Origin of the sequence: Caulobacter ginsengisoli, assembly GCF_030814835.1 — a bacterium.
GTDB lineage: Bacteria > Pseudomonadota > Alphaproteobacteria > Caulobacterales > Caulobacteraceae > Caulobacter > Caulobacter ginsengisoli.
In genome coordinates this window covers 37,669-62,006 of the sequence record NZ_JAUSVS010000012.1, presented here as the reverse complement: position 1 = coordinate 62,006, position 24,338 = coordinate 37,669, and the positions used below count along the sequence as shown (strand labels likewise).

Annotated in this window: 21 protein-coding genes; 11 read left to right on the top strand and 10 right to left on the bottom strand. The window is 69.7% G+C overall.

Annotated elements, in window-relative coordinates; genetic code table 11:
- Nucleotides 1-6: 6 nt before the first annotated feature.
- The 5 genes from QO010_RS21565 to QO010_RS21545 all read left to right on the top strand — a co-directional run bounded on the left by QO010_RS21565 (nt 7) and on the right by QO010_RS21545 (nt 7,688).
- Entirely contained in the window at nt 7-549 is a 543-nt protein-coding gene (locus QO010_RS21565; protein WP_307352635.1) for a copper chaperone PCu(A)C, read from the top strand.
- 272 nt (nt 550-821) lie between these two features.
- Nucleotides 822-2,468 (top strand): AMP-binding protein, encoded by a 1,647-nt coding sequence (locus tag QO010_RS21560; RefSeq protein ID WP_307352633.1) that lies wholly within the window; start codon nt 822-824, stop codon nt 2,466-2,468.
- Nucleotides 2,469-2,757: 289 nt separating this feature from the next.
- Nucleotides 2,758-4,836, top strand: coding sequence for a M13 family metallopeptidase (locus QO010_RS21555; RefSeq protein WP_307352632.1), 2,079 nt, complete (start codon nt 2,758-2,760; stop codon nt 4,834-4,836).
- Between the two features lie 169 nt (nt 4,837-5,005).
- Nucleotides 5,006-7,132 (top strand): M13 family metallopeptidase, encoded by a 2,127-nt coding sequence (locus QO010_RS21550; protein WP_307352631.1) that lies wholly within the window; start codon nt 5,006-5,008, stop codon nt 7,130-7,132.
- Nucleotides 7,133-7,298: 166 nt separating this feature from the next.
- Nucleotides 7,299-7,688 carry an endonuclease domain-containing protein gene (locus QO010_RS21545; protein WP_307352630.1) on the top strand — a complete coding sequence of 130 codons (390 nt, stop codon included), beginning with the start codon at nt 7,299-7,301 and terminating at the stop codon, nt 7,686-7,688.
- Between the two features lie 395 nt (nt 7,689-8,083).
- Here QO010_RS21545 and hisG read toward each other — a convergent pair whose 3' ends face one another.
- From hisG to pgi, 5 genes are all read right to left on the bottom strand, one after another.
- Nucleotides 8,084-9,046: an ATP phosphoribosyltransferase gene (gene hisG / locus QO010_RS21540; RefSeq protein ID WP_307352629.1), complete on the bottom strand. Its 963-nt coding sequence runs from the start codon at nt 9,044-9,046 to the stop codon at nt 8,084-8,086.
- Complete coding sequence (locus QO010_RS21535; RefSeq protein ID WP_307352628.1) at nt 9,046-10,164, bottom strand: ATP phosphoribosyltransferase regulatory subunit; 1,119 nt, start codon at nt 10,162-10,164, stop codon at nt 9,046-9,048. Before QO010_RS21535 ends, hisG begins: the two co-directional genes overlap by 1 nt.
- Nucleotides 10,161-11,636 carry a histidine--tRNA ligase gene (gene hisS, locus QO010_RS21530; protein WP_307352626.1) on the bottom strand — a complete coding sequence of 492 codons (1,476 nt, stop codon included), beginning with the start codon at nt 11,634-11,636 and terminating at the stop codon, nt 10,161-10,163. Before hisS ends, QO010_RS21535 begins: the two co-directional genes overlap by 4 nt.
- 218 nt (nt 11,637-11,854) lie before the next feature.
- The gene (locus QO010_RS21525; RefSeq protein ID WP_307352625.1) at nt 11,855-12,442 is read right to left on the bottom strand and encodes a hypothetical protein; all 588 of its coding nucleotides are present in this window, start codon (nt 12,440-12,442) and stop codon (nt 11,855-11,857) included.
- A 12-nt stretch (nt 12,443-12,454) separates the two neighbouring features.
- Nucleotides 12,455-13,996: a glucose-6-phosphate isomerase gene (pgi, locus tag QO010_RS21520; RefSeq protein WP_307352624.1), complete on the bottom strand. Its 1,542-nt coding sequence runs from the start codon at nt 13,994-13,996 to the stop codon at nt 12,455-12,457.
- 84 nt (nt 13,997-14,080) lie between these two features.
- On the opposite strand from pgi, the gene QO010_RS21515 reads away from it, so the two are divergent.
- Nucleotides 14,081-14,548 carry a hypothetical protein gene (locus QO010_RS21515; RefSeq protein WP_307352623.1) on the top strand — a complete coding sequence of 156 codons (468 nt, stop codon included), beginning with the start codon at nt 14,081-14,083 and terminating at the stop codon, nt 14,546-14,548.
- Here the strand turns inward: QO010_RS21515 and QO010_RS21510 are convergent.
- Nucleotides 14,520-16,643, bottom strand: coding sequence for a protein-disulfide reductase DsbD family protein (locus QO010_RS21510; RefSeq protein ID WP_307352622.1), 2,124 nt, complete (start codon nt 16,641-16,643; stop codon nt 14,520-14,522). The two genes, QO010_RS21515 and QO010_RS21510, sit on opposite strands and share 29 nt — an antisense overlap.
- Nucleotides 16,644-16,723: 80 nt before the next feature.
- On the opposite strand from QO010_RS21510, the gene QO010_RS21505 reads away from it, so the two are divergent.
- The gene (locus tag QO010_RS21505; protein WP_307352620.1) at nt 16,724-17,740 is read left to right on the top strand and encodes an NADP-dependent oxidoreductase; all 1,017 of its coding nucleotides are present in this window, start codon (nt 16,724-16,726) and stop codon (nt 17,738-17,740) included.
- Between the two features lie 4 nt (nt 17,741-17,744).
- Nucleotides 17,745-18,137: an acyl dehydratase gene (locus QO010_RS21500; RefSeq protein ID WP_307352619.1), complete on the top strand. Its 393-nt coding sequence runs from the start codon at nt 17,745-17,747 to the stop codon at nt 18,135-18,137.
- A 106-nt stretch (nt 18,138-18,243) separates the two neighbouring features.
- Here the strand turns inward: QO010_RS21500 and QO010_RS21495 are convergent, their stop codons facing one another.
- A complete protein-coding gene (locus QO010_RS21495) occupies nt 18,244-19,017 on the bottom strand; it encodes a SapC family protein (RefSeq protein WP_307352618.1) in 774 nt (257 codons plus the stop codon).
- 180 nt (nt 19,018-19,197) lie between these two features.
- Between QO010_RS21495 and QO010_RS21490 the strand changes: the two genes are divergently transcribed.
- Genes QO010_RS21490 through QO010_RS21480 form a run of 3 tightly spaced genes read left to right on the top strand, consistent with a single transcriptional unit; the run spans nt 19,198 to nt 21,783 of the window.
- Entirely contained in the window at nt 19,198-20,052 is an 855-nt protein-coding gene (locus QO010_RS21490) for a MaoC/PaaZ C-terminal domain-containing protein (RefSeq protein WP_307352617.1), read from the top strand.
- A 31-nt stretch (nt 20,053-20,083) separates the two neighbouring features.
- Nucleotides 20,084-20,926: an acid phosphatase gene (locus QO010_RS21485; protein ID WP_307352616.1), complete on the top strand. Its 843-nt coding sequence runs from the start codon at nt 20,084-20,086 to the stop codon at nt 20,924-20,926.
- Entirely contained in the window at nt 20,923-21,783 is an 861-nt protein-coding gene (locus QO010_RS21480; protein ID WP_307352615.1) for a hypothetical protein, read from the top strand. Before QO010_RS21485 ends, QO010_RS21480 begins: the two co-directional genes overlap by 4 nt.
- A gap of 110 nt (nt 21,784-21,893) precedes the next feature.
- Here the strand turns inward: QO010_RS21480 and QO010_RS21475 are convergent, their stop codons facing one another.
- From QO010_RS21475 to QO010_RS21465, 3 genes are read right to left on the bottom strand one after another with little or no spacing between them, the layout of a single operon-like run.
- Entirely contained in the window at nt 21,894-22,421 is a 528-nt protein-coding gene (locus tag QO010_RS21475) for a GNAT family N-acetyltransferase (protein WP_307352613.1), read from the bottom strand.
- Nucleotides 22,421-23,299 carry an N-carbamoylputrescine amidase gene (gene aguB / locus QO010_RS21470; protein ID WP_307352612.1) on the bottom strand — a complete coding sequence of 293 codons (879 nt, stop codon included), beginning with the start codon at nt 23,297-23,299 and terminating at the stop codon, nt 22,421-22,423. Before aguB ends, QO010_RS21475 begins: the two co-directional genes overlap by 1 nt.
- Nucleotides 23,299-24,297, bottom strand: a complete 999-nt coding sequence (locus QO010_RS21465) for an agmatine deiminase family protein (protein WP_307352611.1) — start codon at nt 24,295-24,297, stop codon at nt 23,299-23,301. The genes aguB and QO010_RS21465 overlap by 1 nt, the downstream gene beginning before the upstream one ends.
- Nucleotides 24,298-24,338: the final 41 nt, after the last annotated feature.

Sequence of the window (24,338 nt, the reverse complement as noted above, 5' to 3'; positions counted from 1 at the left end):
GCCCCCATGCCCAACCTTTCATCCGACCCAGGGGGCGACTATGTGGGCGCCATGATCACTCGCCGCCGCCTCGCCGCCGTCTCCGCCCTGTTTCTGACCAGCGCCGCCCTGCTGTTCGCCCACGGGGCGGCCGGCGCCGCCGCCAGCGCCCTGACCATCCAGCACCCCTGGTCGCGGCCGGCCACGGCCGGCGGGGTGGGCGTCGGCTATTTCACCATCCTCAATCCCGGCAAGACCCCCGACCGCCTGCTGCGCGTCGAGACCGCCGCGGCCCAGTGGGCCGGCCTGCATGTCTCGCAGATGCGGGACGGCATGATGACCATGGACGAGATCAAGGGCGGGGTGCGCATCGACGCTGGCGGCCGGGTCGACTTCCAGCCGGGCGGCCTGCACGTCATGTTCATCGGCCTGAAGAAGCCGCAGAAGGTCGGCGATGTCCTGCCCGCCACCCTGGTCTTCGAGAAGGCCGGCCGCATCAAGGTCGACTTCAAGGTCGAGACCGGCGCGCCGCCGAAGCCGATGGCGGATATGCCGGGGATGAAGCACTAGAAGCTCCCTTCCTCCTCGATGGAGGAAGGGTTGGGGATAGTGGTGGTGGCACAGCGTTTCCGGAAAAACGCGGGGAGGCGTGGTCGCCACCCCACGCCATTCACCCAAACTCCGCGGACACACCACCAACCCTGCCCTTCCTCCATCGAGGAGGAAGGGTGGCGGCTAGACTGGCTGACGCCGGGGCACTCATTGACAGCCGCTGACTGACCGCCGCTAACTTGGGCCAATCAAAAAATGCCCAAAATCGAGTGGTGCAGGGAGAAACGCGCATGTCCGGCTGGTGCTTCGCCGACGTCTGGGAAGAAGTGGCCGCCGCGGCGCCCGACCGGCCCGCCCAGATCCAGGGCCAGCGGGTCATTTCCTGGCGCGACTTCGACCGCCGGGCCAATGCGCTGGCCGCCCATCTGCTGGCCGCCGGGGTCAGCCAGCAGGGCAAGCTGGCCGCCTATCTCTTCAACTGCCCGGAATATCTCGAGAGCTATTACGCCGCCTTCAAGATCGGCCTGGTCCCGGTCAACGCCAACTACCGCTACGAGACCGAGGAACTCTTCTATCTCTTCGACAACGCCGATGCCGAGGTCATCGTCTTCCACGCCGGCTTCGCCCCCAAACTGGAGGCCATCAAGGACCGCCTGCCGGGCGTGAAGGCCTGGATCGCCGTCGAGGACGAGGGCGCGCCGATCCCGGACTGGGCGACCGAATACGAATCCATCGCCGCGAAGGGCGCCGACCGGGTCGTCGCCCCCTGGGGCCGCGGCGGCGATGACCTGCTGCTGCTCTATACCGGCGGCACCACCGGCATGCCCAAGGGGGTGATGTGGCGCCAGGACGACCTGTTCCAGGTGCTGGGGGCCGGCGGCAACGCCCTGGCCGGCATCCCGCCCTTCGACAGTCCCGCCGACGCGGGGACGCGTATCCGCACCGGCAAGGCCGGCGACCTGGAGCTGCCGCCGCCCTCCAGCCTGGTCGCCGCCTGCCCGCTGATGCACGGCACCGCCCAGTTCGGGGCGTTCGGGGCGATGAACACCGGCGGGGCGATCATCTCCCTGCCCTCGCGCCGCTTCGACGCCGAGGAGCTGTGGCGCGAGGTCGACCGTCTGAAGGCCCGCAGCGTCTCCATCGTCGGCAACGCCTTCGCCGCCCCGATGCTCGACGCGCTCGACAACAATCCCGGCCGCTGGGACATCTCCAGCCTGGTCCGCATCGGCTCCTCGGGCGTGGTCTGGAGCCATGAGAACAAGCAGGGCCTGCTGCGCCACCTGCCGCCGGGCTGCGTGCTGTTCGACAGCCTGGGCAGTTCGGAGGCCGTGGGCCTGGGTGTTTCCCAGTCCACCGCCGGGGCCGAGGCCAGCACCGCCCAGTTCATGGTCGGGCCCAACGCCGCCGTCTTCGACGAGGCCGGCCAGCGGGTCGAGCCCGGCTCGGGCCGCAAGGGCCTGGTCGCCGTCGGCGGCTTCATCCCGGTCGGCTACTATAAAGACCCGGAGAAGTCGGCCCGCACCTTCCAGACCTTCGAGGGCCGGCGCTGGTCGGTCCCCGGCGACTTCGCCGAGGTCAACGCCGACGGCTCCATCCGCCTGCTGGGCCGCGGCAGCCAGGTGATCAACACCGGCGGCGAAAAGGTCTTCCCCGAAGAGGTCGAGGAGGCGCTAAAGACCCACCCCGCCGTCCGCGACGCCGTGGTAGTCGGCATCCCCGACGCCCGCTTCAACGAGCGCATCTGCGCGGTGGTCGAGGCGTCCGGAGACCAGCCCAGCCTGGCGGAACTCTCGGCCCACGTGAAGGGAAGGCTGGCCGCCTACAAGGCCCCCCGCGACCTGGTCTTCCTGCCCATCAACCGGGCCGCCAACGGCAAGGTCGACTACAAGGGCGTGCGGCAAAGAGCCCTGGAAGCGCTGCAGATTCCGGTGACCTGATTCCTCGCCCGTTGGGCGAGGGGGACCACGAAGTGGTGGAGTGGGCTCTTGGGAGCACACGGCGTTTCAAGCACGTCCACTCTGACAAAGCGTCATCCTGACACACCGTGTGCTCCTAAGGACCCACTCCGTCGGCTTCGCCGCCACCTCGCCCAAGGGGCGAGGAATGCTGAGAGTCCGACCCCGGCTTGGGGACTCCGCCCGTCACGTGAACGAAATTTAACGCCCCGTACGCCGGGCGGGGGTGCATGAGTCCGGCCACCGTCAATTTCGGATGCCAAATCCCTCCATGAAACGCCTTCTGTTCAGCGCCGCCGCCGCGGCCATCCTGGCCTGCGCCGGCCTCTCGGCCGCCGCCGTGGCCGCCGACACCGCCGCCGCCTCGCCCGCCGCCATGCCGTCCGACCTGACCAAGGCCCCGCGCATGGGGACCTGGGGCTTCGACCTGGCCGGCCGCGATCTCTCCGTGAAGCCCGGCGACGACTTCTTCAAGTTCGCCAACGGGACCTACATGGACAAGCTGGTCATCCCGTCCGACCGCACCGGCTGGGGCAGCTTCAACGCCCTGCGGGAACTTTCCGACGCCCGCAGCCGCGCCCTGATCGAAAAGGCCGCCTCCGATCCCAAGGCCTCCGGCGAGGCCCGCCAGATCGGCGGCCTCTATGCCAGCTTCATGGATGAAAAGACCGTCGAGGCCCTGGGCGCCAAGCCGCTCGCCGCCCCGCTGGCCGCCATCAAGGCCGCCAAGACCCGCGACCAGATCGCCGAGCTGATGGGCCGCTCGCAAGGCAGCTTCGGCTACAGCTTCTTCGGCGGTGGCGTCGGCCAGGACGCCAAGGACACCACCAAATACAGCTTCTACCTCGGCTCCTCGGGCCTGGGCCTGCCCGACCGCGACTACTATCTGACCGAACAGTTCGCGGCCAAGAAGGCGGCCTATCACGCCTATGTCGCCCAGATGCTCAAGCTCGCCGGGTGGCCCGACGCCGACAAGCAGGCCGACGCCATCCTGGCCATGGAAGAATCCATCGCCAAGGTCAGCTGGACCAAGGTCGAGGAGCGCAACCCCGACAAGACCTACAACCCGATGACGGTCGCCCAGGTCGCCAAGCTGGCCCCCGGCTTCAACTGGACCGCCTTCATGAAGGGCGCCGGGGTTAGCGACATCACCAACGTGGTGGTGGCCGAACCGACCGCCTTCACCGCCATCGCCAAGATCTATGCCGAGACCCCGATCGAGACCCTGCAGGCCTGGCAGGCCTTCGGCGTCATCGACCAGTCCTCGCCCTTCCTGTCCAAGGCCTTCGTCGACGCCAATTTCGACTTCCGCGCCAAGACCCTGAACGGCCAGCCCGAGCAGCGGGTGCGCTGGAAGCGCGGCGTCGCCCTGGTCGGCAACCAGCTGGGCGAGGCGGTCGGCAAGGTCTATGTCGCCGACTACTTCCCGGCCGAGTCCAAGGCCCAGATGAAGACCCTGGTCGAGACCCTGCGCACGGCCATGAAGGGCCGTATCGAGCGGCTGGACTGGATGACCCCGGCGACCAAGGAAAAGGCCCTGGCCAAGCTGGCGGCCTTCAACGTCAAGATCGCCTATCCGGACAAGTGGCGCGACTATTCCAAGCTGGCCATCAAGGACGCCGACCTCTGGGGCAATGTCGACCGCGCCAACCGCTTCGAGTGGGACTACCAGATTCACAAGCTGCACGGCCCGGTGGACCGCCAGGAGTGGGGCATGTACCCGCAGACGGTGAACGCCTACTACGACCCGACGATGAACGAGATCGTCTTTCCGGCCGCCATCCTGCAGCCGCCGTTCTTCGATCCTGAGGCCGACCCGGCCGTCAATTTCGGCGGCATCGGCGCGGTGATCGGCCACGAGATGAGCCACGGCTTCGACGACGAAGGCCGCAAGTTCGCCGCCGACGGCTCCCTGACCGACTGGTGGCAGCCGGAAGACGCCGCCAAGTTCGAGCTTCAGACCAAGAAGCTGTCGGCCCTCTATTCCAGCTTCGAGCCCCTGCCCGGCGCCCATGTCAACGGCGACCTGACCATGGGCGAGAACATCGGTGACCTGGGCGGCATTCTCGTCGCCTATGACGCCTACAAGCTGTCCCTGGGCGGCAAGCAAGCTCCGGTGATCGACGGCCTGACCGGCGACCAGCGCTTCTTCCTGGCCTTCGCCCAGATCTGGCGCGCCAAGACCCGCGACGACGCCCTGCGCCAGCGCCTGGTCAGCGATCCCCACTCGCCCGACTACTACCGGGTGATCGGCACGTTGCGGAACGTCGACGCCTGGTACGCGGCCTGGAACATCCAGCCCGGCGACAAGATGTATGTCGCCCCGGCCGACCGGGTCCGCATCTGGTAAAGACTGACCCTGAGCCGGCCATAACAGTGGTCGGTTAGACCCTCCAAGGGGCGCCGTCTGGCAAGGCGGCGCCCCTTTTCTTTGGACCATGAACGAAAATTAACGCGCCGGGGCCGGAACCGCCGTGCAAAGTCCCGCCCGTTGCATTTCCGGCTGAGGATCGCCCCCCATGAAATCCATTCTGTTGCGCGCCGCCGCCGTGGCGGCCTTGTCGCTGGCCGCGTTCGGCCCGGTGGCCGCCCATGACAACCATGTCTGCCTGGACGACGCCTGCACCCTGCAGTCGCTGTTCAATCCGGCCGACACGCCCGCCGCCGGCGGCGGCGAGGTGGTTTCGCTGGAAAGCCCGCACTATGGAACCTGGGGCTTCGACCTCACCGGCATGGACCGCTCGGTGAAGCCCGGCGACGACTTCTACAAGTTCGCCAACGGCGCCTGGGACGCCCGCACCGAGATCCCGGCCGACCGCACCCGGTTCGGCAATTTCGACAAGCTGTCGATCCTCTCCGAAGCCCGCACCCGCTCGATCATCGAGGACTCGGCGTCCGGCAAGGAAAAGGGCCCCGACGCCACCAAGATCGGCGACGCCTACAAGGCCTTCATGGACGAGGCCCTGGCCGAGAAGCTGGACATCCAGCCGATCGCCGGCGACCTGGCCCAGATCCAGAAGGTCAAGACGCGCGACGACCTGACCACCCTGATGGGCACGGACAACTTCTCGGGCTTCACCGCCCTGATGGGCCTGGGCATCGGCCAGGACGCCAAGGACCCGGCCCACTACGCCGTCTATGCCGGCCTCGGCGGCCTGGGCCTGCCCGACCGCGACTACTATCTGGACGCCAAATACGCCGACAAGAAAGCCAAGTACGAGGCCTACATCGCCCAGATGCTGACCATGGCCAAGTGGCCCGACCCGGCCGGCTCGGCCAAGGCCGTCCTGGCCTTCGAAACCCAGCTGGCCGAGGCCTCCTGGACCCGCATCGAGCGCCGCGACCGCGACAAGACCTATAACCCCATGACCTGGGCCGAGCTGAAGGCCTATACCCCCGGCTACAACTGGGACCGCTATTTCGCCGGCACCGAGCTGCCCAAGGTCGATCGCGTCATCCTGGGCACCAACACCGCCTTCCCGAAATACGCCAAGATCTACGGCGAGACCTCGGTCGATACGCTGAAAGCCTGGCAGGCCTTCCACCTGGTGGACGGCGCCGCCCCGCTGCTCTCCAAGCGCTTCGTCGACGCCAACTGGCAGTTCCGCGCCCATGAACTGTCGGGCGCCCCCGAGCAGCGCCCCCGCTGGAAGCGCGGTGTGGGCATGGTCAACGGCCTGCTGGGCGAGTCGGTGGGCAAGGTCTATGTCGCCCGCTACTTCCCGCCGGAATCCAAGGCCAAGATGGTCTCGCTGATCAGCGACATCCGCACGGCCCTCAAGGCCCGGATCGAGAAGCTGGACTGGATGAGCGACGAGACCAAGGCCAAGGCGCTCGACAAGCTGGCCAAGTTCAACGTCAAGGTCGGCTATCCCGACAAGTGGCGCGACTATTCCAAGCTGGTCATCAAGTCCGACGACCTGGTCGGCAACGCCCGCCGGGCCGGCGCCTTCGAATGGCGCTATGAGGTGGCCCGGCTGAACGGCCCGGTCGATCGCCAGGAGTGGGGCATGACTCCGCAGACGGTGAACGCCTACTACAACTCGACCATGAACGAGATCGTCTTCCCGGCCGCCATCCTGCAGGCGCCCTTCTTCGATCCGAACGCCGACCCGGCCATCAACTATGGCGGCATCGGCGGGGTGATCGGCCACGAGATCAGCCACGGCTTCGACGACCAGGGCCGCAAGTCCGACGGCGACGGCGTGCTGCGCGACTGGTGGACCCCCGAGGACGCCGCCAAGTTCAAGGTCCAGGCCGACAAGCTGGGCGCCCAGTATTCGGCCTTCGAGCCCATCCCCGGCTTCCATGTGCAGGGCGGCCTGACCATGGGCGAGAACATCGGCGACATGGGGGGCCTCTCCCTGGCGCTCGACGCCTACCGCGTCTCGCTGGGCGGCAAGCCGGCCCCGGTCCTCGACGGCTTCACCGGCGACCAGCGGGTGTTCCTGGGCTGGGCGCAGGTCTGGCGCGCCAAGATCCGCGACGAGGCCCTCAAGCAACAGGTCGCCACCGACCCCCACTCGCCGGCCTACTACCGCGTCGACGGGACCATCCGGAACGTCAACGGCTGGTATGACGCCTGGGGCGTGAAGGAAGGCGACAAGCTGTATGTCGCGCCGGCGGACCGGGTGAAGATCTGGTAGGCGCAAGACAGCGCTGAGACGGAGAAGGGCGGACCTCACGGTCCGCCCTTTTTCATTCCTCCCCCGGAGGGGGAGGGGGACCGCGCCGAAGGCGTGGTGGAGGGGGTTCGCCTCTACATCCACGCCAGGAGATTGCCTCCCGACATGTTCATGATATGTTCCAGTCATGGATGCTCCGGCGAAAACGAGAACCCGGGCTCGCCGTCTGCGACGCCAGATGACCTACAGCGAGGTCGTCCTTTGGACGCTTCTGCGCCGCGGAGGTCTGCAGGGGCTCCATTTCCGAAAGCAGCACCCCTTCGGACGTTTCGTTCTCGACTTCTACTGCGATGAGATCCGCCTGGCCGTGGAGGTCGATGGGGGAATCCACCATCTCGAAGCCAGGCGGGCCGAGGATGCTCAGCGCGATGCCTGGCTGGCCGACCGCCATATCCGCGTGTTGCGCATTCCGTCCGGCTTGGTCGTTCACGATCCCAACCGGGTCAAAAGCTTGATCCTGGCGGCTGGAGCCGAGCCGTTTGAGCGGCCATGGGGTCGCACGGCGTCGGCGCAGTAGGCTGGGCGCGAACACCTAGATGTGGATGTAGAGGCTGACCCCCTCCACCACGCCTTCGGCGCGGTCCCCCTCCCCCTCCGGGGGAGGATTGATGAAGTTTTGACGCACACGCCAAAAACACCAAACCCGCCGCGGGGGATAATCGCGGCGGGTCCGGCTTTTTCCTCGATCACTCGATCCAAGTGGGCGTTTCCTCCCCGAAACGCCGGAGGCCTCAAGATCTACGTCTTGATGAACCTCACGCAGTCACGAAAAGACGGCATGTCCCGTCCCCTGTCAAGGCGAGTCGCCCCCGTTCTGAGCAACAAAATTCGCCTAAGTGGCGGAAAAAGGGTCGATTATTGGACCCGACCGTCGAAAAAACCCCTCTGGTTGCGGAATTTTTGACGCCCGTGTCAAATACCGACCGACAGTCTGCCGGCGAGCGCGTCGGCGGCGGCGCTGGCCGGCTCGAAAACATAGTCCGGACGCGAAACCGTCAGCGGACCGATTCCCGCCGCGCCCAGGGCCTCGGCGATGGCGAAGAGGTCGCCCTGCCCGGCCAGCAGGCCATTGGCCCGCCGCTGCGCGCCCCGCGCCAGGAAGGCCTCGCTGGCCGTCCGCGCCGCCGCGTCCTGATCGGCCGGCCAGACCAGGCTGGCCAGACCGCCGGCCCGGGCCCGCGCCTCCACGACACCGAGCAGGCGGCGCACGTTCGCCAGGTTCTCAGCGGTCCAGTCGGCGGTGAGCGCCGCCGCCAGCTGGGCCTGGCTCTTCAGGATGACCCCGTCGCTGACGATCTTGAGGTTGTTGGCCGCCAGGGTCGCGCCCGTTGTGGTGATGTCGACCACCACCTCGGCCGCCCCGGCCGCCGGCGCCCCCTCGGTGGCGCCGCTGGACTCGACGATGCGGTAGTCGGCCACGCCGTGACCGGCGAAGAAGGCCCGGGTCTGGGCGACATATTTGGTGGCCACCCGCAGGCGCCGGCCGGTGCGGGCCAGGTGCAGGTGGGCGACCTCCTCCAGGTCGGCCATGGTCTCCACGTCCAGCCAGGCGCGGGGCACGGCGGTGACCAGGTCGGCTCGCCCGAAGCCCAGCGGCCGCAGCAGCTGCACCCGATCCTCCAGCGCCCCGCCGCGCTCGCGCAACAGGTCCTCGCCGGTGACGCCCAGATGGACCTCGCCGCTATCGACGGCGGCGGCGATGTCGGAGGCGGACAGCAGCCGCACCTCGATGCCCGGCGCACCGCTCAGCGAGGCGGAGTAGCCGCGCGACCCGCCGTCGGCCTTCAGGCCGAGGCCCGCATCGGCCAGCCAGCCCTCGACCTGTTCCTTGAGCCTTCCTTTGGAGGGAATGGCGAAGACTGCCGGACCGCTCATCATTCCCCTCCCGCCGCCAGGGCCCGGGCCGGGCGGACCATGCAGCCCACCGCCCCGCCGGCCCCGCCGCCCAGCCGGGCGATCAGCCCGTCATAACGCCCGCCGGCCGCCACCGGCCGATCCTCGGCCAGGGCGGCGCTGCGCACCTCGAACAGCACCCCGTCGTAGTAGCCGAACGCCCGGCCAAAGGCCGTGGTCAGGGTGCAACGCTCCAGCGCCACGCCCTGCGCGGCCAGGGCCTCCAGCCGCGCCGTCCAGGCCTTCAGCGCCGCGTCCAGGCTGGCGCGCGCCGGACCGGCCAGGGCGGCGACCTGGTCCAGCACCGCCTGGGGCGGGCCGGACAGGGCCAGATACCTGCGGATGACGTCCGCCTCGTCCTCGGTCAGGTGCGGGGCCCGCGCCGCCTCGGCCCGTTCGGCCAGGCGGCGGACGATCTCTTCCGGCGGACGCCCGCCGACCGGCGAGACGCCCGCCATGGCCCAGAGCTGGGCCAGGGCCGCGACGGCCTGGTCTTCCGAGACCCCGGCCAGTGGATTGACCGCCGCCTGCGCCTCGCCGGCCCGCGCCGAACCGTCCAGCTCGGCCGCCAGCAGCCGGGGCCGCGAGAACACCCGCTTCAGCCGGGCGGCCAGCAAGGGCGCGAGATCCAGGCTGTCGATGAAGGCGGCGAAGAGGGCGATGTCGCCGAACCGCAGGGTCAGGTCGTCGCGACCGCCGGCCAGCGAGGCCCGCCAGGCCAGGCCCGCGGCCTGGGCGTCGGCGGCGACGGGGTCGTCACCCCCGAAAGCCTCCAGCCCGACCTGCAGGAATTCCTCGGCCCTGGCCGTCGCGCCCGCCGCGCGGAAGGCCTTGCCCTCATAGAAGTAACGGCCGCCCGAGACGCCGCCATCCAGGTGGGCCCGCGCGACGGCGATGGTGAAGTCGGGCCGCAGCGCCGCCTCCTCGCCGCCCTCGGCCTGGACCACGAACAGCCGCGGCCGCATGGCCTCGCCGGCCAGCTCGAGCAACAGGGCCAGGGGCTGGAGCACCGGAACCTCGACCGGCGTCGCGCCGGCGCTGAGGAACGGCGCGCGGATGGCGGCCAAGGCCTCCGCCGGAACGGCCGGCTCCAGTCTCACGCCTTGTCTCCGACAATCGCGCGGATGGCGGCGACCAGGCCGGCGCGCGGGATGGTCTGCTGGCCCGGCCGCTCGGCCTTCCAGGCGGCGTTGTCGGCGATCTGGCTGGACAGTTCCCGGCCCAGGTCCAGATCCTTGATGGTCACCGTGCCGGCGGCGATCTCGTCCCCGCCCAGCATGATGGCGGCCGGCGCCAGGCGGCGGTCGGCGTATTTCATCTGGGCCTTCATGCCCGAGGAGCCGAGATAGACCTCGGCGGCGATCCCGGCGGCGCGCAGCTCGCGCGTGACCGAGAAATATTCCGCCATATGGGCCTGGTCGAAGGCGATGACCACGACCGGCCCGCGCACCGCGTCCGCCTCGGCCCGGCCCGCCGCCCGCAGCGCCGCCGCCAGCCGCGAGACGCCGAACGAGAAGCCCGTCGCCGGCACGGGCTGACCCGTGAACCGCGCCACCAGGTCGTCATAGCGCCCGCCGCCGCCGACCGAGCCGAACCGCATCGGCTTGCCGGCCTCGTCCAGGGTCTCGATCAGCAGGTCCGCCTCGAAGACGGCCCCGGTGTAGTATTCCAGCCCACGCACGATCGAGGGATCGAACAGCGCCTGGTCGTCGGCCACGCCCAGCCCCTTCAGCGCCGCGTCGATGCGGGCCAGCTCCTCCAGCCCCTCATCGCCCTCGGCCGAGCCGCCGATGACGTTGCTCAGAGCACTGAGCGTCCCGCCCCGGGTCTCCGCGCCGGCCTTCAGGAAGGCCAGCACGCTCTCGGCCGCCTTGGCGTTCAGGCCCGCGCCCTTGGTGAAGGCCCCGGATTCGTCCTTGCGGCCCTCACCGAGCAAGAGTCGCACGCCGTCAGTCCCCAGACGGTCCAGCTTGTCGACCGCCCGCAGCACGGCCAGCTTCTGGCCATTGCTCTCGACGCCCGCCGTGGTCAGCAGGCCGTTGAGGAGCTTGCGGTTATTGATCTTCATCACCGCCTGGCCACGGGTCAGCCCGGCGGCCTCCAGCCCAGCGGCGGCCATGGCGATGATCTCGGCGTCGGCTTCCGGCCGGGCCGAGCCCACGGTGTCGGCATCGCACTGGATGAACTGGCGGAACCGTCCCGGCCCGGGCTTCTCGTTGCGCCAGACCGGCCCGAAGGCGTAGCGGCGATAGGGCTTGGGCAGCGTCTCCCAGTTCTCGGCCGCGAACCTCGCCAGGGGCGCGGTCAGGTCGTAGCGCAGGGCCATCCACTGCTCGTCATCGTCCTGCAGGGCGAAGACGCCCTCGTTGGGGCGGTCGGCGTCGGGCAGGAACTTGCCCAGCGCATCGGCATATTCGAACGCCCCGGTGTCCAGGGCCTCGAAGCCCCAGGCCTCATAGACCCCCGACACCGCCTCGACGATGCGGCGCTCGGCCCGCAGCACCGCGGCGCGCTTGTCGGCGAACCCACGCGGGGCGCGGGCTTGCGGTCGGAATTGGGTTTCGTCGGTCATCGGTCCATCTCAGGTCTTGTTACAGGCCGGATGGAGCTCGCTTCGCAGCGCGCCCCATCCTGTTCGGCGGGGCGCTTCGGGATCGCTGGGTTCAGCCCGCGTGATCCCGCACCAGCCCGCCAAGGGTGGTGTGGTGGCGCCAGTGGCAATGGTGCGGCCGAACGATCATCGCGGGCGGCTATAGCGGATGAGGGCCCAGGACGCCAGACCCTGGGTGGTCAGGGCTTGGCGGCCGCGGCCTGCGGCGGATCAGGGATGTAGGTGGCCAGGTCGACGACGCTGATCTGGGGCCCCGCCGTCACGATCAGCACCCTCATCTCGCCGCCCTGGATGTTGGCGGGGAGGTTGCTGTCCGGCTGGCTCAGCGCGACGCGGCCGGTCGGGGTCTGGCGATAGATGTAGGTCGCCTGCGGGCCGAACGTGCGGGTGGGCTGGATGCCCGGCCAGGCGTTGGCGCCCTTGGCCAGGGCATGATCCGGATCAGTGACGATGATCCGGCACCGGGTCGCACGGGCCCCGCGAGCCTCATCGCGATCCCCCAGGAAGACCAGGTCGTAGGCGGCGGGCGCGGGCGGGGTCAGGATCGGGGTCGGCGGCGCGGCAGGGTCGCCGCCATAGTGCTTGAGGCTGGCGGTGAAGCCCATGGCGCGAGCCTGGGCTTCCGCCGCGGCGTTGTCGCCCTGATAGGCGGCGCAGAAGGTCTTGAAGGCGTCGAAGGCCGTCTGCGGAACGCCCGCCGGCTCGCCGTCAGCCCCGGCGGCGGCGAGGGAAAGGGCGCAGGCCAGGGCTGAGGCGCGAACGATCATGACAAGGCCCTTTCAGGTCTGGCGCAGCCGCGCGATGAGCGCCGCCGTCGAGGGATCATGCGCCCCGGCCGGCCCGCCCTCAAGCTCGGCCAGCACCCGGCCGGCCAGGGTCTTGCCCAGCTCCACGCCCCACTGGTCGAAGCTGTTGATGTCCCAGATGACCCCCTCGACGAAGGTCTTGTGCTCATAGAGGGCGGTGAGCGCCCCCAGCGCCCGGGGAGTCAGCCGGTCCATCAGGATGAAGCTGGAGGGAATGTCGCCGGAGAAGTCGCGATGGGGCTCGGCGGCGTTGGCCTGGCCCCGCATCAGGGCCTCGGCCTGGGCTATGGCGTTGGCCAGCAGGATGGGTTGCTGGTCCACCGGCCCCTCCTCGGCGTGGGCGATGGCGATGAAGTCGACCGGTATGACCGAGGTGCCCTGATGCAGCATCTGGAAATAGGCGTGCTGGTCGTTGGTCCCGGCATTGCCGAACACCGCCGCCGCCGTCGCCCAGGCGACGGGCTGGCCGCCTTGCGTGACCCGCTTGCCGTTGGATTCCATCTCCAGCTGCTGAAGATAGGACGGCAGCAGCCGCAGACGGCGGGCATAGGGGGCGACGACGCGGGTCGGCCGGTCCAGGCCATTGCGGTTGAAGATATGGGCCAGGGCCAGCAGGACCGGCAGGTTCCGCTCCAGCGGCGCCGAGCGGAAATGCGCATCCAGCTCGGCCGCCCCGGCCAGCAGTTCGGCGAAGGCCTCCCAACCCAGGGCGATGGCGCAGGAGAGGCCGACCGCCGACCACACCGAATACCGCCCGCCGACCCAGTCCTCGAACCCGAACACCCGCTCGGGGGCCACCCCGAACGCCTGGCAGGCCGGCAGGTTGGTCGAGGCCGCCGCCAGGTGGGCGTTGGCCTCCGCCTCGCCCAGGCCCTCGGCCAGCCAGGCCCGGGCCGCCGTGGCGTTGGCCATGGTCTCCTGGGTGGTGAAGGTCTTGGAGACCACGAAGACCAGGGTGGTCGCCGGGTCCAGCCCCGCCAGGGCGGCGGCCAGGTCGGCCGGGTCGACATTGGCGACGAAGCGCAGGTCGATCTGCGGCTCCAGGGGTTTCAGCGCCTCCCAGACCATGCGCGGCCCCAGGTCCGAGCCGCCGATGCCGATATGGACGATGGCCCGGATGTTGCCGGCCCGCACCGTTTCGACATAGGCCCGCATGGCCGCTCGCACCGCCTCGACCCCGGCCGAGACCGGCGCCCCCGCGGCCTTGAAGTCCGCCCCGTCCGGGGCCCGCAGCGCCATGTGCAGGGCGGGCCGGCCCTCGCTGACATTGACGATCTCGCCGCCGAACAGCCGCTCGCGGGCCGCCTCGACAGCGCAGGCGCGGGCCAGGTCCAGGGCGGCGGCGAAGCCCACATCACGGCTCCAGGGCTGCTTGGACAGGTCCAGCCGCAGGCCGGCGGCCTCGGCGCAGAAACCGTTCAGCCGGCCTGGATCGGCGCGGAACAGGTCGATGATGCGATGCCAGCCGTCGGCCTCGGCGGCCTCCAGGAAGGCGTTCCAGGCGTCGGACCTCATCGAATCCCTCCACGCGGTAGCATCTCGTTTACCATAACGGACTTAGTCCTCAGGCGGGGTGTGTTCCGCCCGGAGGCCTGATCCATGTCCTGCGACGCTGTCGCCTTTTCCGCCATGCTGTGGCTGGCCGCCGCCAGCCCCGCCGACAAAGCCAACCTGCAGATGGCTGAGATTTCGGCCCCGGCCCCGCCGCCCTCGGTGGCCGGTGAGCCGCTGTTCGCCGACATTATCCGCCGGGCCGGGGCGCTGAGGACCCAGGTCGACGGCTTCAAGGGCCTGACCGGGCCCCTGCCCAACTTCGCCCAGTTCCAGGCCGATGTCGCCAAGCTGTCCGACCTCGACATGCAGGGCCACCTGGTCCTGAAGGAGCGCGGCGTGACCGACGACCTGAAATGCATCCTGCGCGGCATCTCCCAGGACCTGCCGGTGCGGCTCAAGGACGTCGCCAACGCCGCCGATCCCAAGGCCCGCGACCAGGCGCTCAAGGAAATGTCGTACCTGCTGCGCGACAATGTCGAGGTGATCACTTCGCCGCCGCAGCCGGCGGCGTAGCGGCGGCCTCGTCCAGCGCCTTCACCACCAGCCCCTCGGTCAGCAGCTGCGGCAGCACCCGGGGCGGTCCGCCGTCCCGGCCATAGACCAGGTAAAGCGGCACCCCCGCCCGGCCAAACTGGCTGAGCGCGGCGGCGATGGTGGCGTCGCGATTGGTCCAGTCGGCGACCAGATAGACCGCATTGTCCCGCTTCAGCGCCGCCGCCACGCCGGGGGTCGCCAGGGCGACGCCCTCATTGACCTGGCAGGTCACGCACCAGGCGGCGGTGAAATTGACCAGGACCGGGCGGCCCTCGGCGCGCAGGGCCTCGACCCTGGCCGGACTCCAGGCCTGGCTTTCCAGCTCGATCTTGCCGGCCGCGGGGGCCTGCGCGACCCGGGCCGGCCCATAGGGATCTCGGGTGATCAGGAGGACGGCCAAGGCCAGGACCAGGAACGCCGCCCATTGCCAATAGGCCGCCAGCGGCCGCGCCTGGGTCAGGCCCCAGAGCCAGGCCCCGAAACCGACCAGCACCGCGGCGATCAGCAGCCGCGCCAGACCCAGCGAATCGGTCTGCTGCGACAGCACCCAGACCAGCCAGGCCGCCGCCGCATACATCGGGAAGGCCAGGACGTGGCGGAAGACGTCCATCCACGGGCCGGGCCGGGGCAGGCGGCCGCGCAGGGCCGGCGTAACCGCCAGCAGGGTGAAGGGCGCGGCGAAACCGAGCGCCAGCCCCAGGAAGATGGCCAGGGCGGCTATGGGCGAGAGAGTCAGGGCCAGGCCCAGCGCCGGACCCATGAAGGGCGCGGTGCAGGGGGCGGCGACCACCACGGCCAGCACGCCGGTGAAGAAGGCGCCGATCAGCCCGCCCCGGCCGGCCAGGCCCGAGCCCAGGCCCTGGATCGAGGTTCCGATCTCGAACACGCCTGACAGGTTCAGCGCCGCCAGCAGGATAATGAGCGAGAGCGCGGCGACCACCGGCGGTGACTGCAGCTGGAAGCCCCAGCCCACCGCCGCCCCGCCGGCCCGCAGGGCCAGCAGCGCGCCGGCCAGGGCCAGGAAGGTGGCGACCACCCCGGCCAGAAAGGCCAGCCCCTCGGCCCGCGCCGCGCCGCCATGACCGGCCAGAGAGGCGGCCTTCATGCTGAGCACCGGGAAGACGCAGGGCATCAGGTTGAGGATCAGCCCGCCCAGGAAGGCGTAGAGGATGGCCAGGAGCAGGCCGAGCCTGGCCTTCGCCGCCGGCGGACCGAGCCCCGTGGTCCCCGGCAGGGCGGCGCCCGGGGTGGCGGTGACTTCGTAGGACGCGCCCGGCAGCACCAGCACGCCATCCACCTCGGCCAGCGGCGTCCCCTTGGTGAAGCTGTAGCCGGCCGGATAGCGCAGGGTCAGGCCCTGGGGGCCGTGGTCGAGGACGGGGTCGGCCCGGTGCTTCAGCGCCTTGGGCGAATAGGGCAGGAACTGCGCGCCGGCCAGGTCGGCGCCGGCGAGCGGGGCCCCGGCGATGCTGATCGTCAGGGTCTGGCTGTCGGCGGCGAAGCGGGCGTCCAGGCCCGCCGGTTTGGGGGCCTTGGCCAGGGCCTCGGTGACCGCCCTGCCCCACTGCGGATCGGGCGCCGGGGCGCCGGCCTTGACGGGAATGTCCAGGGTCAGGTCGGCGTTTTCCGGCACGCACTGCTCGGCGCAGACCAGGAAGGCGACGGTGGCCTTCAGATGGGCCGTGGTCCCCGGCCGGGCGTCGGCCGGAACCTGGATGGCGACGGGCAGCAGCACCTCGCCCTCGTAGGCATAGACGGCCACGGCGAACTCGCCCTCGCCCTCGATCAGCCGCTTGGGAACTGCCCAGACCAGGTCTCCGGCCTTCCAGCCGGCCGGCAGGGTCCAGGCGATCTGGGTGGCGGCGCCGGAATCGCCGCTGTTGCGCCAGTAGGTGTGCCAGCCCTTCTGGATCTTCTGGCGCAGGGCGACATAGACGGTCGAGCCCGGCGCCACCGAGGCGTCCTGGGCGACCAGCTGGGCCTCGATATGGCCGGTATTGACCGGGCCGGCCACGGCTGCCAGCGGCGCGGCGAGCATCGCCAGGAGCAGGGCCAGAAGAGCGGGAAAGCGCATCAACCCGCTATAGGCTGGCGCCCGCCCCTCGACAACGCCAGCCGGGCCGTGATGATGGTGCAAAGACCGGGAGACGAGCCTTGCCGACGAATCGCCAGTGGATCCTGAGGAAGCGCCCCCAGGGCGAGATCGCGCCGGGCGATCTGGAATTTACCGAGGCGCCGATCCGGCCGCTGGAAGACGGCGAGGTGCTGGTCCGCAATATCTACCTGTCGCTGGACCCGACCAACCGCATCTGGATGAGCGACCAGGACCAGTATCTGCCGCCGGTCGAGATCGGCGAGGTGATGCGCGGCGGGACCATCGGCGTGGTCGAGGCCAGCCGCAGCGACCGCTACAAGGGCGGCGAGATCGTCAATGCCGGCCTCTCGGGCTGGCAGAGCTACACCATCGCCCAGGGCGCTTCGCTCAGCCCCGTGCCGGTCATCCCCGGCGTGCCGCTGACCGCCTTCATGAGCGTGCTGGGGGCCACGGGCCTCACCGCCTGGTTCGGGATGATGGACATCGGCCGGCCGCAGCCGGGCGAAACCGTGGTGGTCTCGGCCGCCGCCGGGGCGGTGGGCTCGATCGCCGGCCAGATCGCCAAGCTGAAGGGCGCCCGCGTCATCGGCATCGCCGGCGGCCCGGACAAATGCCGCTGGCTGACCGATGAACTCGGCTTCGACGGGGCCATCGACTACAAGAACGAAGATGTCGGCGCCGCGCTCGACCGGCTCTGCCCCAATGGCGTCGACGTCGATTTCGAAAATGTCGGCGGCAAGATCATGAACCAGGTGGTCAGCCGCATGAACAATTTCGGCCGCGTCTCCCTCTGCGGGATGATCAGCACCTACAATGCCGAGGGGCCGGTCCCGGGCCTCGACGACTTCGCCGCCATCCTGATGAAGCGGCTGACGATCAAGGGCTTCATCATCATCGACTACCTGCCCCGGGCCGGCGAGGCCTTTGCGGAACTGGCCCCCTGGGTGATGGGCGGCCAGCTGAAATGGAAGGCCCATGTGGTCGAGGGGCTGGAGAACGCCGCCACCGCCGTCCAGCGCCTGTTCACCGGCGACCACGACGGCAAGCTGCTCATCCGCGTTTCGGCGGAGCCTTAGGTCCATGCCCGCCGCTTTTGACGACATCCGCATCGGCCAGGTGGTTTCGCTGGGCGTCACCGCCATCGACGCCAAGGCGCTGGAGAGCTTCATCTCGTCCTACGCCCCCGGCTGGGACATCGAGCGGGGCGCCCCGGACGCCCTGATCTACGCCATCTGGTCCAAGCTCGAGGCCGAGGCCTCCGACCAGTGGCCGCAGACCAAGCGGTTGGGCGTCGACGCCCTGCGCTGGTCCCGCAACCCGCCGGCCGGCGAGCTGCTGCGCGGCCGCATGACGGTGATGGGCAAGGACGCGGTGGGCGAATCCAAGGGCATCGTCATCGCCCAGCACGACCTGCTGGATGAGGCGGGACGGCTGGTGTTTTCGTGCCTGACGCGGAGTTTGTTCGCTCGATAGCCTTCTTGTTTCTCCCTTCCTCGTCGATGGAGGAAGGGTTCCAGAAAGGACAAAGCCTCCCCCGGTCCGGAGGAGGCTTTGCCGATCCCTGAGGCTGTAGCTTGGCTTACGCCGTCTGCGCGGCCCGTTCGCTGGCGATCATCACCAGGCGGTCCCAGCCCAGCAGCGAGGCCATGTGCGAGTAGATCTTGTCCAGGGCGCCGCTGTCGCGCAGCTCGGCCAGCTTTTCGGCCGGCAGCTTGCCCAGCTTCTCTTCCGAGACGCCGAAATAGTCGGCCAGCACCACCGGGGCGCTCTGGGTGCCGTCCGGCAGGGTGGTCTGGAAGCTGGCCTGCTTGGTCTCGAACAGGTCCAGGCTGGTCAGCAGGTCGACGAAGGCCTCGGTGCGGCGGCGCTCGGTTTCGAAGTCCTCGCAGAACTTGATGGCGCTCTGGGTGTATTCGCTGGGCTCGCCCTTGTCGTCGAACAGCGGCACCTCGGCGTTCTCGCCCAGCATCGGGGCGTTGCGCTCGATGCAGACCACCATGCGGTTCTGGGACTCGTCCGAGGCCAGCACGAAGGGATAGCGGCGGATATAGGCCGGGATGTAGGCGCCGGTGGCGAAGGCCCCATCGTTCTTGATGAACAGGTTCTCGCCGGCGTTGACGCCCATGACGCACAGCGGCACGCGCTGCTCGCCGGCGAAGATGATCGGGAAGTTGATGCCGGCAAAGCCGAACTCGGCGACGGTCAGCGGCACGACATGGCCGATCGAGGCGAAGCCGTAGGGCTTGTCCATGCGCAGGACGCCCAGCTTGCCGTGCTCTTCACGGCTGAGGGGCTCGGGCTTGGTATAGAACAGGACGTTGCCGGAGACGGGGCCGACGGTGGCGGTTTCCATGGAGGATCTGGCTCGGGTTCGAAAAGTTGACGGCAGCGGCCGTAGGAAGGTCGAGGGCGGGTGTCTAGCCGATCAAACGGCGCCGGGCAATGCGACCGCCATCCACAGGCGAGCAGCTTGCACGCCCTAGCGTCAATCGGCTTCTATCCCTCCAACCACCAAGCCTGACGAGGAAGCGCCATGCCCATCGCCTATCCCGAGATCCTGGACCTGAAGAGCGAGGGCCAGACGTTCGCCTGGGGCGACCGCGAGACCATGCTCTATGCCCTGGGCATCGGCCTGGGCTCGGACCCGATGAACGAGCAGGAGCTGCCCTTCGTCTACGAAAGCGGCCTCAAGGCCGTCCCGAGCCTGGCCACCGTCGTGGCCTGGGGCGCGGGGCCCGGCGGCCCCAAGATGGGCATCAACTACCTGATGGTCGTGCACGGCGAGCAGAAGGTCGAATTCCACAAGCCCATGCCCACCGAGGCGGCCATCACCGCCGAAGGCCGGATCATCGGGGCCTATGACAAGGGGGCCGACAAGGGGGCCGTGATCGTCTCCGAGACCATCCTTCGCGACCAGAAGGACGGCAGCAAGATCGCCACCCTGACCGGGGCCACCTTCGCCCGCGGCGACGGCGGCTTCGGCGGCCCCTCGGAAGGCGCGCCCGAGCCGCACAAGGTTCCGGATCGTCCCGCCGACCTGTCGCTCGACTTCCCGACCCAGCCCAACCAGGCGCTGATCTACCGCCTGTCGGGCGACCGCAATCCGCTGCACAGCGACCCCAGGATCGCCAAGGCCGCCGGCTTCCCTCGCCCTATCCTGCACGGCCTCTGCACCTACGGCATCACCTGCCGGGCTGTGCTGCAGGCCTATTGCGATTTCGACCCGGCCAGGGTGAAGAGCCACCAGGTGCGCTTCTCCAGCCCGGTCTTTCCCGGCGAGACCATCACCGTCGATCTGTGGAAGGACGGCGACGTGGTCAGCTTCGAAGCCCGGGTCAAGGAACGGGGCGTCACGGTGATCCGCAACGGCAAGACCCAACTGGGTTGACGTTTCCGCTCGCCTGGGGACCACTCGGCGGATGAAGTTGCGAAAATCATGGACCGGCCTGGCCGTGGGCGGGCTGCCCCTCCTGGCGCTGGCGGCCTGCTCGGTCATGCCCTCGGTCTGGCCGCTGGCCGGCCCCCGGCCGGGCGTGGGCCCCTTCGACCAGCCTCCGACGCCGGTCAGCTCCAGGGACTGGAAGGTCCCGCCCAAGGGCTATCTGCCAGACGGCGGCGCGCCGGACGCTCTGAAGATCCTGGGACCGCCGCCGACCCCGGGCTCCAAGACCGGCAAGGCCGACAAGGCCCGGTTCGAAGCGACCCGGGACCTGGCCGGCTCGGCCCGCTGGACGATGGCCCAGCGCGACGCCGACCTGTCGGGCGGCGAGGCCTGGAAGAGCTATGGCTGCGCGGCCGGGGTCAGGATCGGGCCGGACACGACCCCGGTCCTGGCCCGCATGATGCTGCGCATCGAGGCCGACGCCGCGCCGGTCTACAGCCCGATCAAGGACCGCTACGACCGCAAGCGCCCGCCGGTGGGCAACAACAAGCAGATCTGCGTGCCGCGCGAGACCTGGATCTACACCAACGGCTCCTACCCCTCCGGCCACAGCCTGATCGGCTGGAGCTGGGGCCTGGTGCTGGCCGAACTGGTCCCGGACCGCTCCAGCCAGCTGGTCGCCCGCGGCCGCGACTTCGGCGACAGCCGGGTGATCTGCGGGGTGCACTGGCAGAGCGATGTCGACGCCGGCCGCGACCTGGGCTCGGCCCTGGTGGCCCGCCTGCACGCCGATCCCGGCTTCATGGCCGACCTCGCCAAGGCGCGGGACGAGATCGCCGCGGCGAGGAAGCTGGGTCCGCCCGAGGGATGCGGCGCATGAACCGATTGTCGATCGTCCTTGGCCTGGCCGGCCTGCTGGCCCTGGGCGCCGGACTGCCCGCCCGGGCCGCGGAGGGTCCGCCGCCGCCCGCTTGCCGCGCCGCCTACGACCAGCACTGGGAGGCGGCCAAGGCTGGGCTGAAGAGCGGTGGGCTGGCGGCGGCCGAACCGCATTTCCAGGCGCTCAAGGCGGCCTGCGGCGACGGCGCCATGGGCCGTCTGATCGGGACCGTGCATGCCGAGGCCCGGCTGCAGAACGGCGACGCGGCCGGCGCTCTGGACGAGCTGACGGCCCTCAACCTGCCCGACACCGATGACATCAAGCCGGTCGCGCTGTGGATCGAGCTGGCGGCCCGGGCCCGGCTGGGCGACGTCCCCGCCTTCACCGCCGCCCGCGACCGCCTCCTCGACCTGGCCGCCACCCGGCTGACCGACCCGGCCGGCCCCTTCAAGGGCCGCCTGCGCGAGCGGTTCGAGACCGAGGCGGCCGTGGTCGACGTCTATGACCTGGACCTGCAACAGGGGGTCTTCCAGCGGCGGATGCTGTTCGTCGCCCGACCCAAGGACGGCGGCATGTTCGTCACCGGCGCGGTGACCCTGGACCTGGCGGTCGAAAGCATGGGCCTGGGCGGCGGCGGCAAGGCCTCCTGGTTCCTCGACCTCTATCCTTGCGACAGCCACGCCACCCTGACCATCATGCCCGGCAAGAAGAGCGCCCCGCCCGACTACGCCAAGGTCAAGGAGGTCTTCGCCAAGACTTTCGGGCCCGAGGGCTTCAAGGCGCGGATCGGCGATCCCGAGCGGCCCTTCTGCGCCTTCGAGTCCTATATGGCGCCGGGCCTCTATCCGCCGGGCTAGAGCATGTTAGGGCGAAGTGTATGCGGTTCGCCCGCCCGGACATGCTCTAAACTTTTGAATCTAGACCCTTTTTGTCAGGTTTTGATGAAATCATCAAAACCTGAAAGGGTCTAGGGCTGAGCGATCGCGTAGACGACGTGCCGCAGCAGTGGACTGTCCTTGGCCAGGCTGGGGTGGTCGAAGTCCAGCTCCGGCCTCGCCGTCATGCCGATGCGGCGCATGACCGCCTGGCTTTGCAGGTTGCTTGTGGCGGTGATGGCCGAGACCTCCGGCGCGTTTAGCGTCTCGAAGGCGAAGGCCAGGGCCGCCCGGGCCGCCTCGCTGGCATAGCCCTGGCCCCAGGCATGGCGGGCCAGCCGCCAGCCGGCCTCTATGCCGGTCAGCGGCAGGTCGGGGCTATAGTCCTGGATGCCCGTGAAGCCCAGGAAGACGCCGTCGCTCCTGCGCTCCAGCGCCCAGAAGCCGTAGCCGCGGTCGGCGATCTTGCCGCGCGCCCGATGGAAGGTCGCCACGGACTCGTCGTGGCTCAGCAGGGCCGGGAAGTGCCGCATCACCTCCGGGTCCTGGCCCATGGCGGCGAAGGGCTCGACGTCCTCTTCGCGCCAATTGCGCAGGATCAGGCGTTCGGTCTTGATCATCACGCGGGCCGGGGCGCCGTCAGCGATCCATAGAGATCCGGCCGGCGGTCGCGGAAGAAGCCCCAGGCGGCGCGGTGGCGGGCCAGGAAGTCCAGGTCGAAGCTGGCGGTCGTCACGCCCACTTCATCGCGGCCCAGGTCGCCGACCAGGTCGCCGCGATGGTCGGCGATGAAGCTGGAGCCGTAGAAATGCTGGCCGCCGCCCGGATAGCCGTCCCAGGGCTCGAAGCCGGTGCGGTTGGCCCCGACCACCGGGATGACGTTGCTGACCGCGTGGCCCTGCATGGCGCGGCGCCAGGGCAGGGCGGTGTCGAGCGTCGGGTCGTGCGGCTCCGAGCCGATGGCGGTCGGATAGAGCAGGGCCTCGGCCCCCATCAGGGCCATGGCCCGGGCGGCCTCCGGGTACCACTGGTCCCAGCAGACGCCCACGCCGATGCGGCCAAAGCGGGTGTCCCAGACCTTGAAGCCGGTGTCGCCCGGCTTGAAATAGTATTTCTCCATATAGCCCGGCCCGTCGGGGATATGGCTCTTGCGGTAGACGCCCAGCAGGGAGCCATCGGCGTCGGCCATCACCAGGCTGTTGAAATAGTGCGGCCCCTCGCGCTCGAAGATCGAGATCGGCAGCACCACGCCCAGCTCCCCGGCCAGCGGGGCCAGGGCGGTGACGCAGGGATGCTCGCGCCAGGGATGGGCCTCCTGGAACCAGCGCTCCTCCTGGGCGACGCAGAAATACGGCCCCTGGAACAGTTCCGACGGCAGGATGACCTGGGCGCCCCTGTCGGCGGCCTGGCGGATCAGGTCGGCGGTCACGGCGATGTTGGCGGCCAGGTCCGTCCCGTAGCCGGTCTGCAGGGCGGCGAGGGTCAGCATGCGGCTCATCAGGCGGGCTCCTGCTGGCTGATGCAGTGGAACGAGCCGCCGCCGGTCAGGATGGCCCTGGACGGCAGGCCGATGACCTGGCGCTCGGGAAACAGGCTGCGCAGGGCGGCCAGGGCGTATTCGCCGATCTTTTCGTCATAGATCGGGACGATGACAGCCCCGTTGGCGATCAGGAAGTTCATGTGGCTGGCGGGAACCATGTCGCCATGGCTGTCCTCGGTCCAGCCGGGAGAGGGAATGCGCATGACCGTCAGCGCCGCGCCGCGCGCGTCGGTCATGCCCGACAACAGGCGGGCGGTCTCGCCATAGAGGTCGGTGTTGGGGTCGGCCCGGCCGACCGCCACCGGACAGGCCACCACGCCGGGGGCGACGAAGCGGGCCAGGTTGTCGACATGGCCGTCGGTGTGATCGTTGCGCAGGCCATCGCCCAGCCACAGCACCTTGCGGGCCCCCAGCGCCGCCGTCAGGGCGGCCTCGGCGGCGGCCTGGTCCCAGCCGGGGTTGCGGTTGGGGTTGAGGAGGCACTGGCGCGTGGTCAGCACCGTGCCCAGGCCGTCATGGTCGAGCGCCCCGCCCTCCAGGATGAAGTCGTGGACGTTCAGCGGCGCCCCGGCGGCGGCGGCGATCTGGCCGGCCACCGCCTCGTCGCCCTCGAGCTGGTATTTGCCGCCCCAGCCGTTGAAGCCGAAGGCCTGGGCCGTCCCGTCGGCGGTGAACAGCGGGCCGGTGTCGCGCAGCCAGATGTCGCCGAACAGGCCCCGCACGAACTCGACGCCCGCCACCCCGTCCAGACGCGCCCGGGCGGCGGCTTCCGCTTCGTCGCCGCAGACCATCAGCCGCACCCGCTCGCCGCCGGGACCGGCCAGGGCGCGGGCCAGGGCGGCGACCTCGTCCTGGGCGGGTTCGAGGTTGTCCTCCCACAACTCGCCATGGCTGGGGAAACCCAGCCACATGGCGCGATGCGGGGACCATTCGGCGGGAACGAGGGGCGTGGTCATGGGGCTGCGCAAGTGGCCTCAGCGAAGGCTGTCGTCAAGAT

What these genes read in the sequence shown, in the direction of transcription:
- QO010_RS21480 (WP_307352615.1), top strand. Translation starts at nt 20,923, where the DNA reads ATGAACCGATTGTCGATCGTCCTTGGCCTGGCCGGCCTGCTGGCCCTG.
- QO010_RS21495 (WP_307352618.1), bottom strand. Translation starts at nt 19,017, where the DNA reads ATGGAAACCGCCACCGTCGGCCCCGTCTCCGGCAACGTCCTGTTCTAT.
- QO010_RS21475 (WP_307352613.1), bottom strand. Translation starts at nt 22,421, where the DNA reads ATGATCAAGACCGAACGCCTGATCCTGCGCAATTGGCGCGAAGAGGAC.
- QO010_RS21465 (WP_307352611.1), bottom strand. Translation starts at nt 24,297, where the DNA reads ATGACCACGCCCCTCGTTCCCGCCGAATGGTCCCCGCATCGCGCCATG.
- QO010_RS21510 (WP_307352622.1), bottom strand. Translation starts at nt 16,643, where the DNA reads ATGCGCTTTCCCGCTCTTCTGGCCCTGCTCCTGGCGATGCTCGCCGCG.
- QO010_RS21500 (WP_307352619.1), top strand. Translation starts at nt 17,745, where the DNA reads ATGCCCGCCGCTTTTGACGACATCCGCATCGGCCAGGTGGTTTCGCTG.
- QO010_RS21550 (WP_307352631.1), top strand. Translation starts at nt 5,006, where the DNA reads ATGAAATCCATTCTGTTGCGCGCCGCCGCCGTGGCGGCCTTGTCGCTG.
- QO010_RS21485 (WP_307352616.1), top strand. Translation starts at nt 20,084, where the DNA reads ATGAAGTTGCGAAAATCATGGACCGGCCTGGCCGTGGGCGGGCTGCCC.
- hisS (WP_307352626.1), bottom strand. Translation starts at nt 11,636, where the DNA reads ATGACCGACGAAACCCAATTCCGACCGCAAGCCCGCGCCCCGCGTGGG.
- aguB (WP_307352612.1), bottom strand. Translation starts at nt 23,299, where the DNA reads ATGAGCCGCATGCTGACCCTCGCCGCCCTGCAGACCGGCTACGGGACG.
- QO010_RS21560 (WP_307352633.1), top strand. Translation starts at nt 822, where the DNA reads ATGTCCGGCTGGTGCTTCGCCGACGTCTGGGAAGAAGTGGCCGCCGCG.
- hisG (WP_307352629.1), bottom strand. Translation starts at nt 9,046, where the DNA reads ATGAGCGGTCCGGCAGTCTTCGCCATTCCCTCCAAAGGAAGGCTCAAG.
- QO010_RS21565 (WP_307352635.1), top strand. Translation starts at nt 7, where the DNA reads ATGCCCAACCTTTCATCCGACCCAGGGGGCGACTATGTGGGCGCCATG.
- QO010_RS21545 (WP_307352630.1), top strand. Translation starts at nt 7,299, where the DNA reads ATGGATGCTCCGGCGAAAACGAGAACCCGGGCTCGCCGTCTGCGACGC.
- QO010_RS21490 (WP_307352617.1), top strand. Translation starts at nt 19,198, where the DNA reads ATGCCCATCGCCTATCCCGAGATCCTGGACCTGAAGAGCGAGGGCCAG.
- QO010_RS21555 (WP_307352632.1), top strand. Translation starts at nt 2,758, where the DNA reads ATGAAACGCCTTCTGTTCAGCGCCGCCGCCGCGGCCATCCTGGCCTGC.
- pgi (WP_307352624.1), bottom strand. Translation starts at nt 13,996, where the DNA reads ATGAGGTCCGACGCCTGGAACGCCTTCCTGGAGGCCGCCGAGGCCGAC.
- QO010_RS21515 (WP_307352623.1), top strand. Translation starts at nt 14,081, where the DNA reads ATGTCCTGCGACGCTGTCGCCTTTTCCGCCATGCTGTGGCTGGCCGCC.
- QO010_RS21525 (WP_307352625.1), bottom strand. Translation starts at nt 12,442, where the DNA reads ATGATCGTTCGCGCCTCAGCCCTGGCCTGCGCCCTTTCCCTCGCCGCC.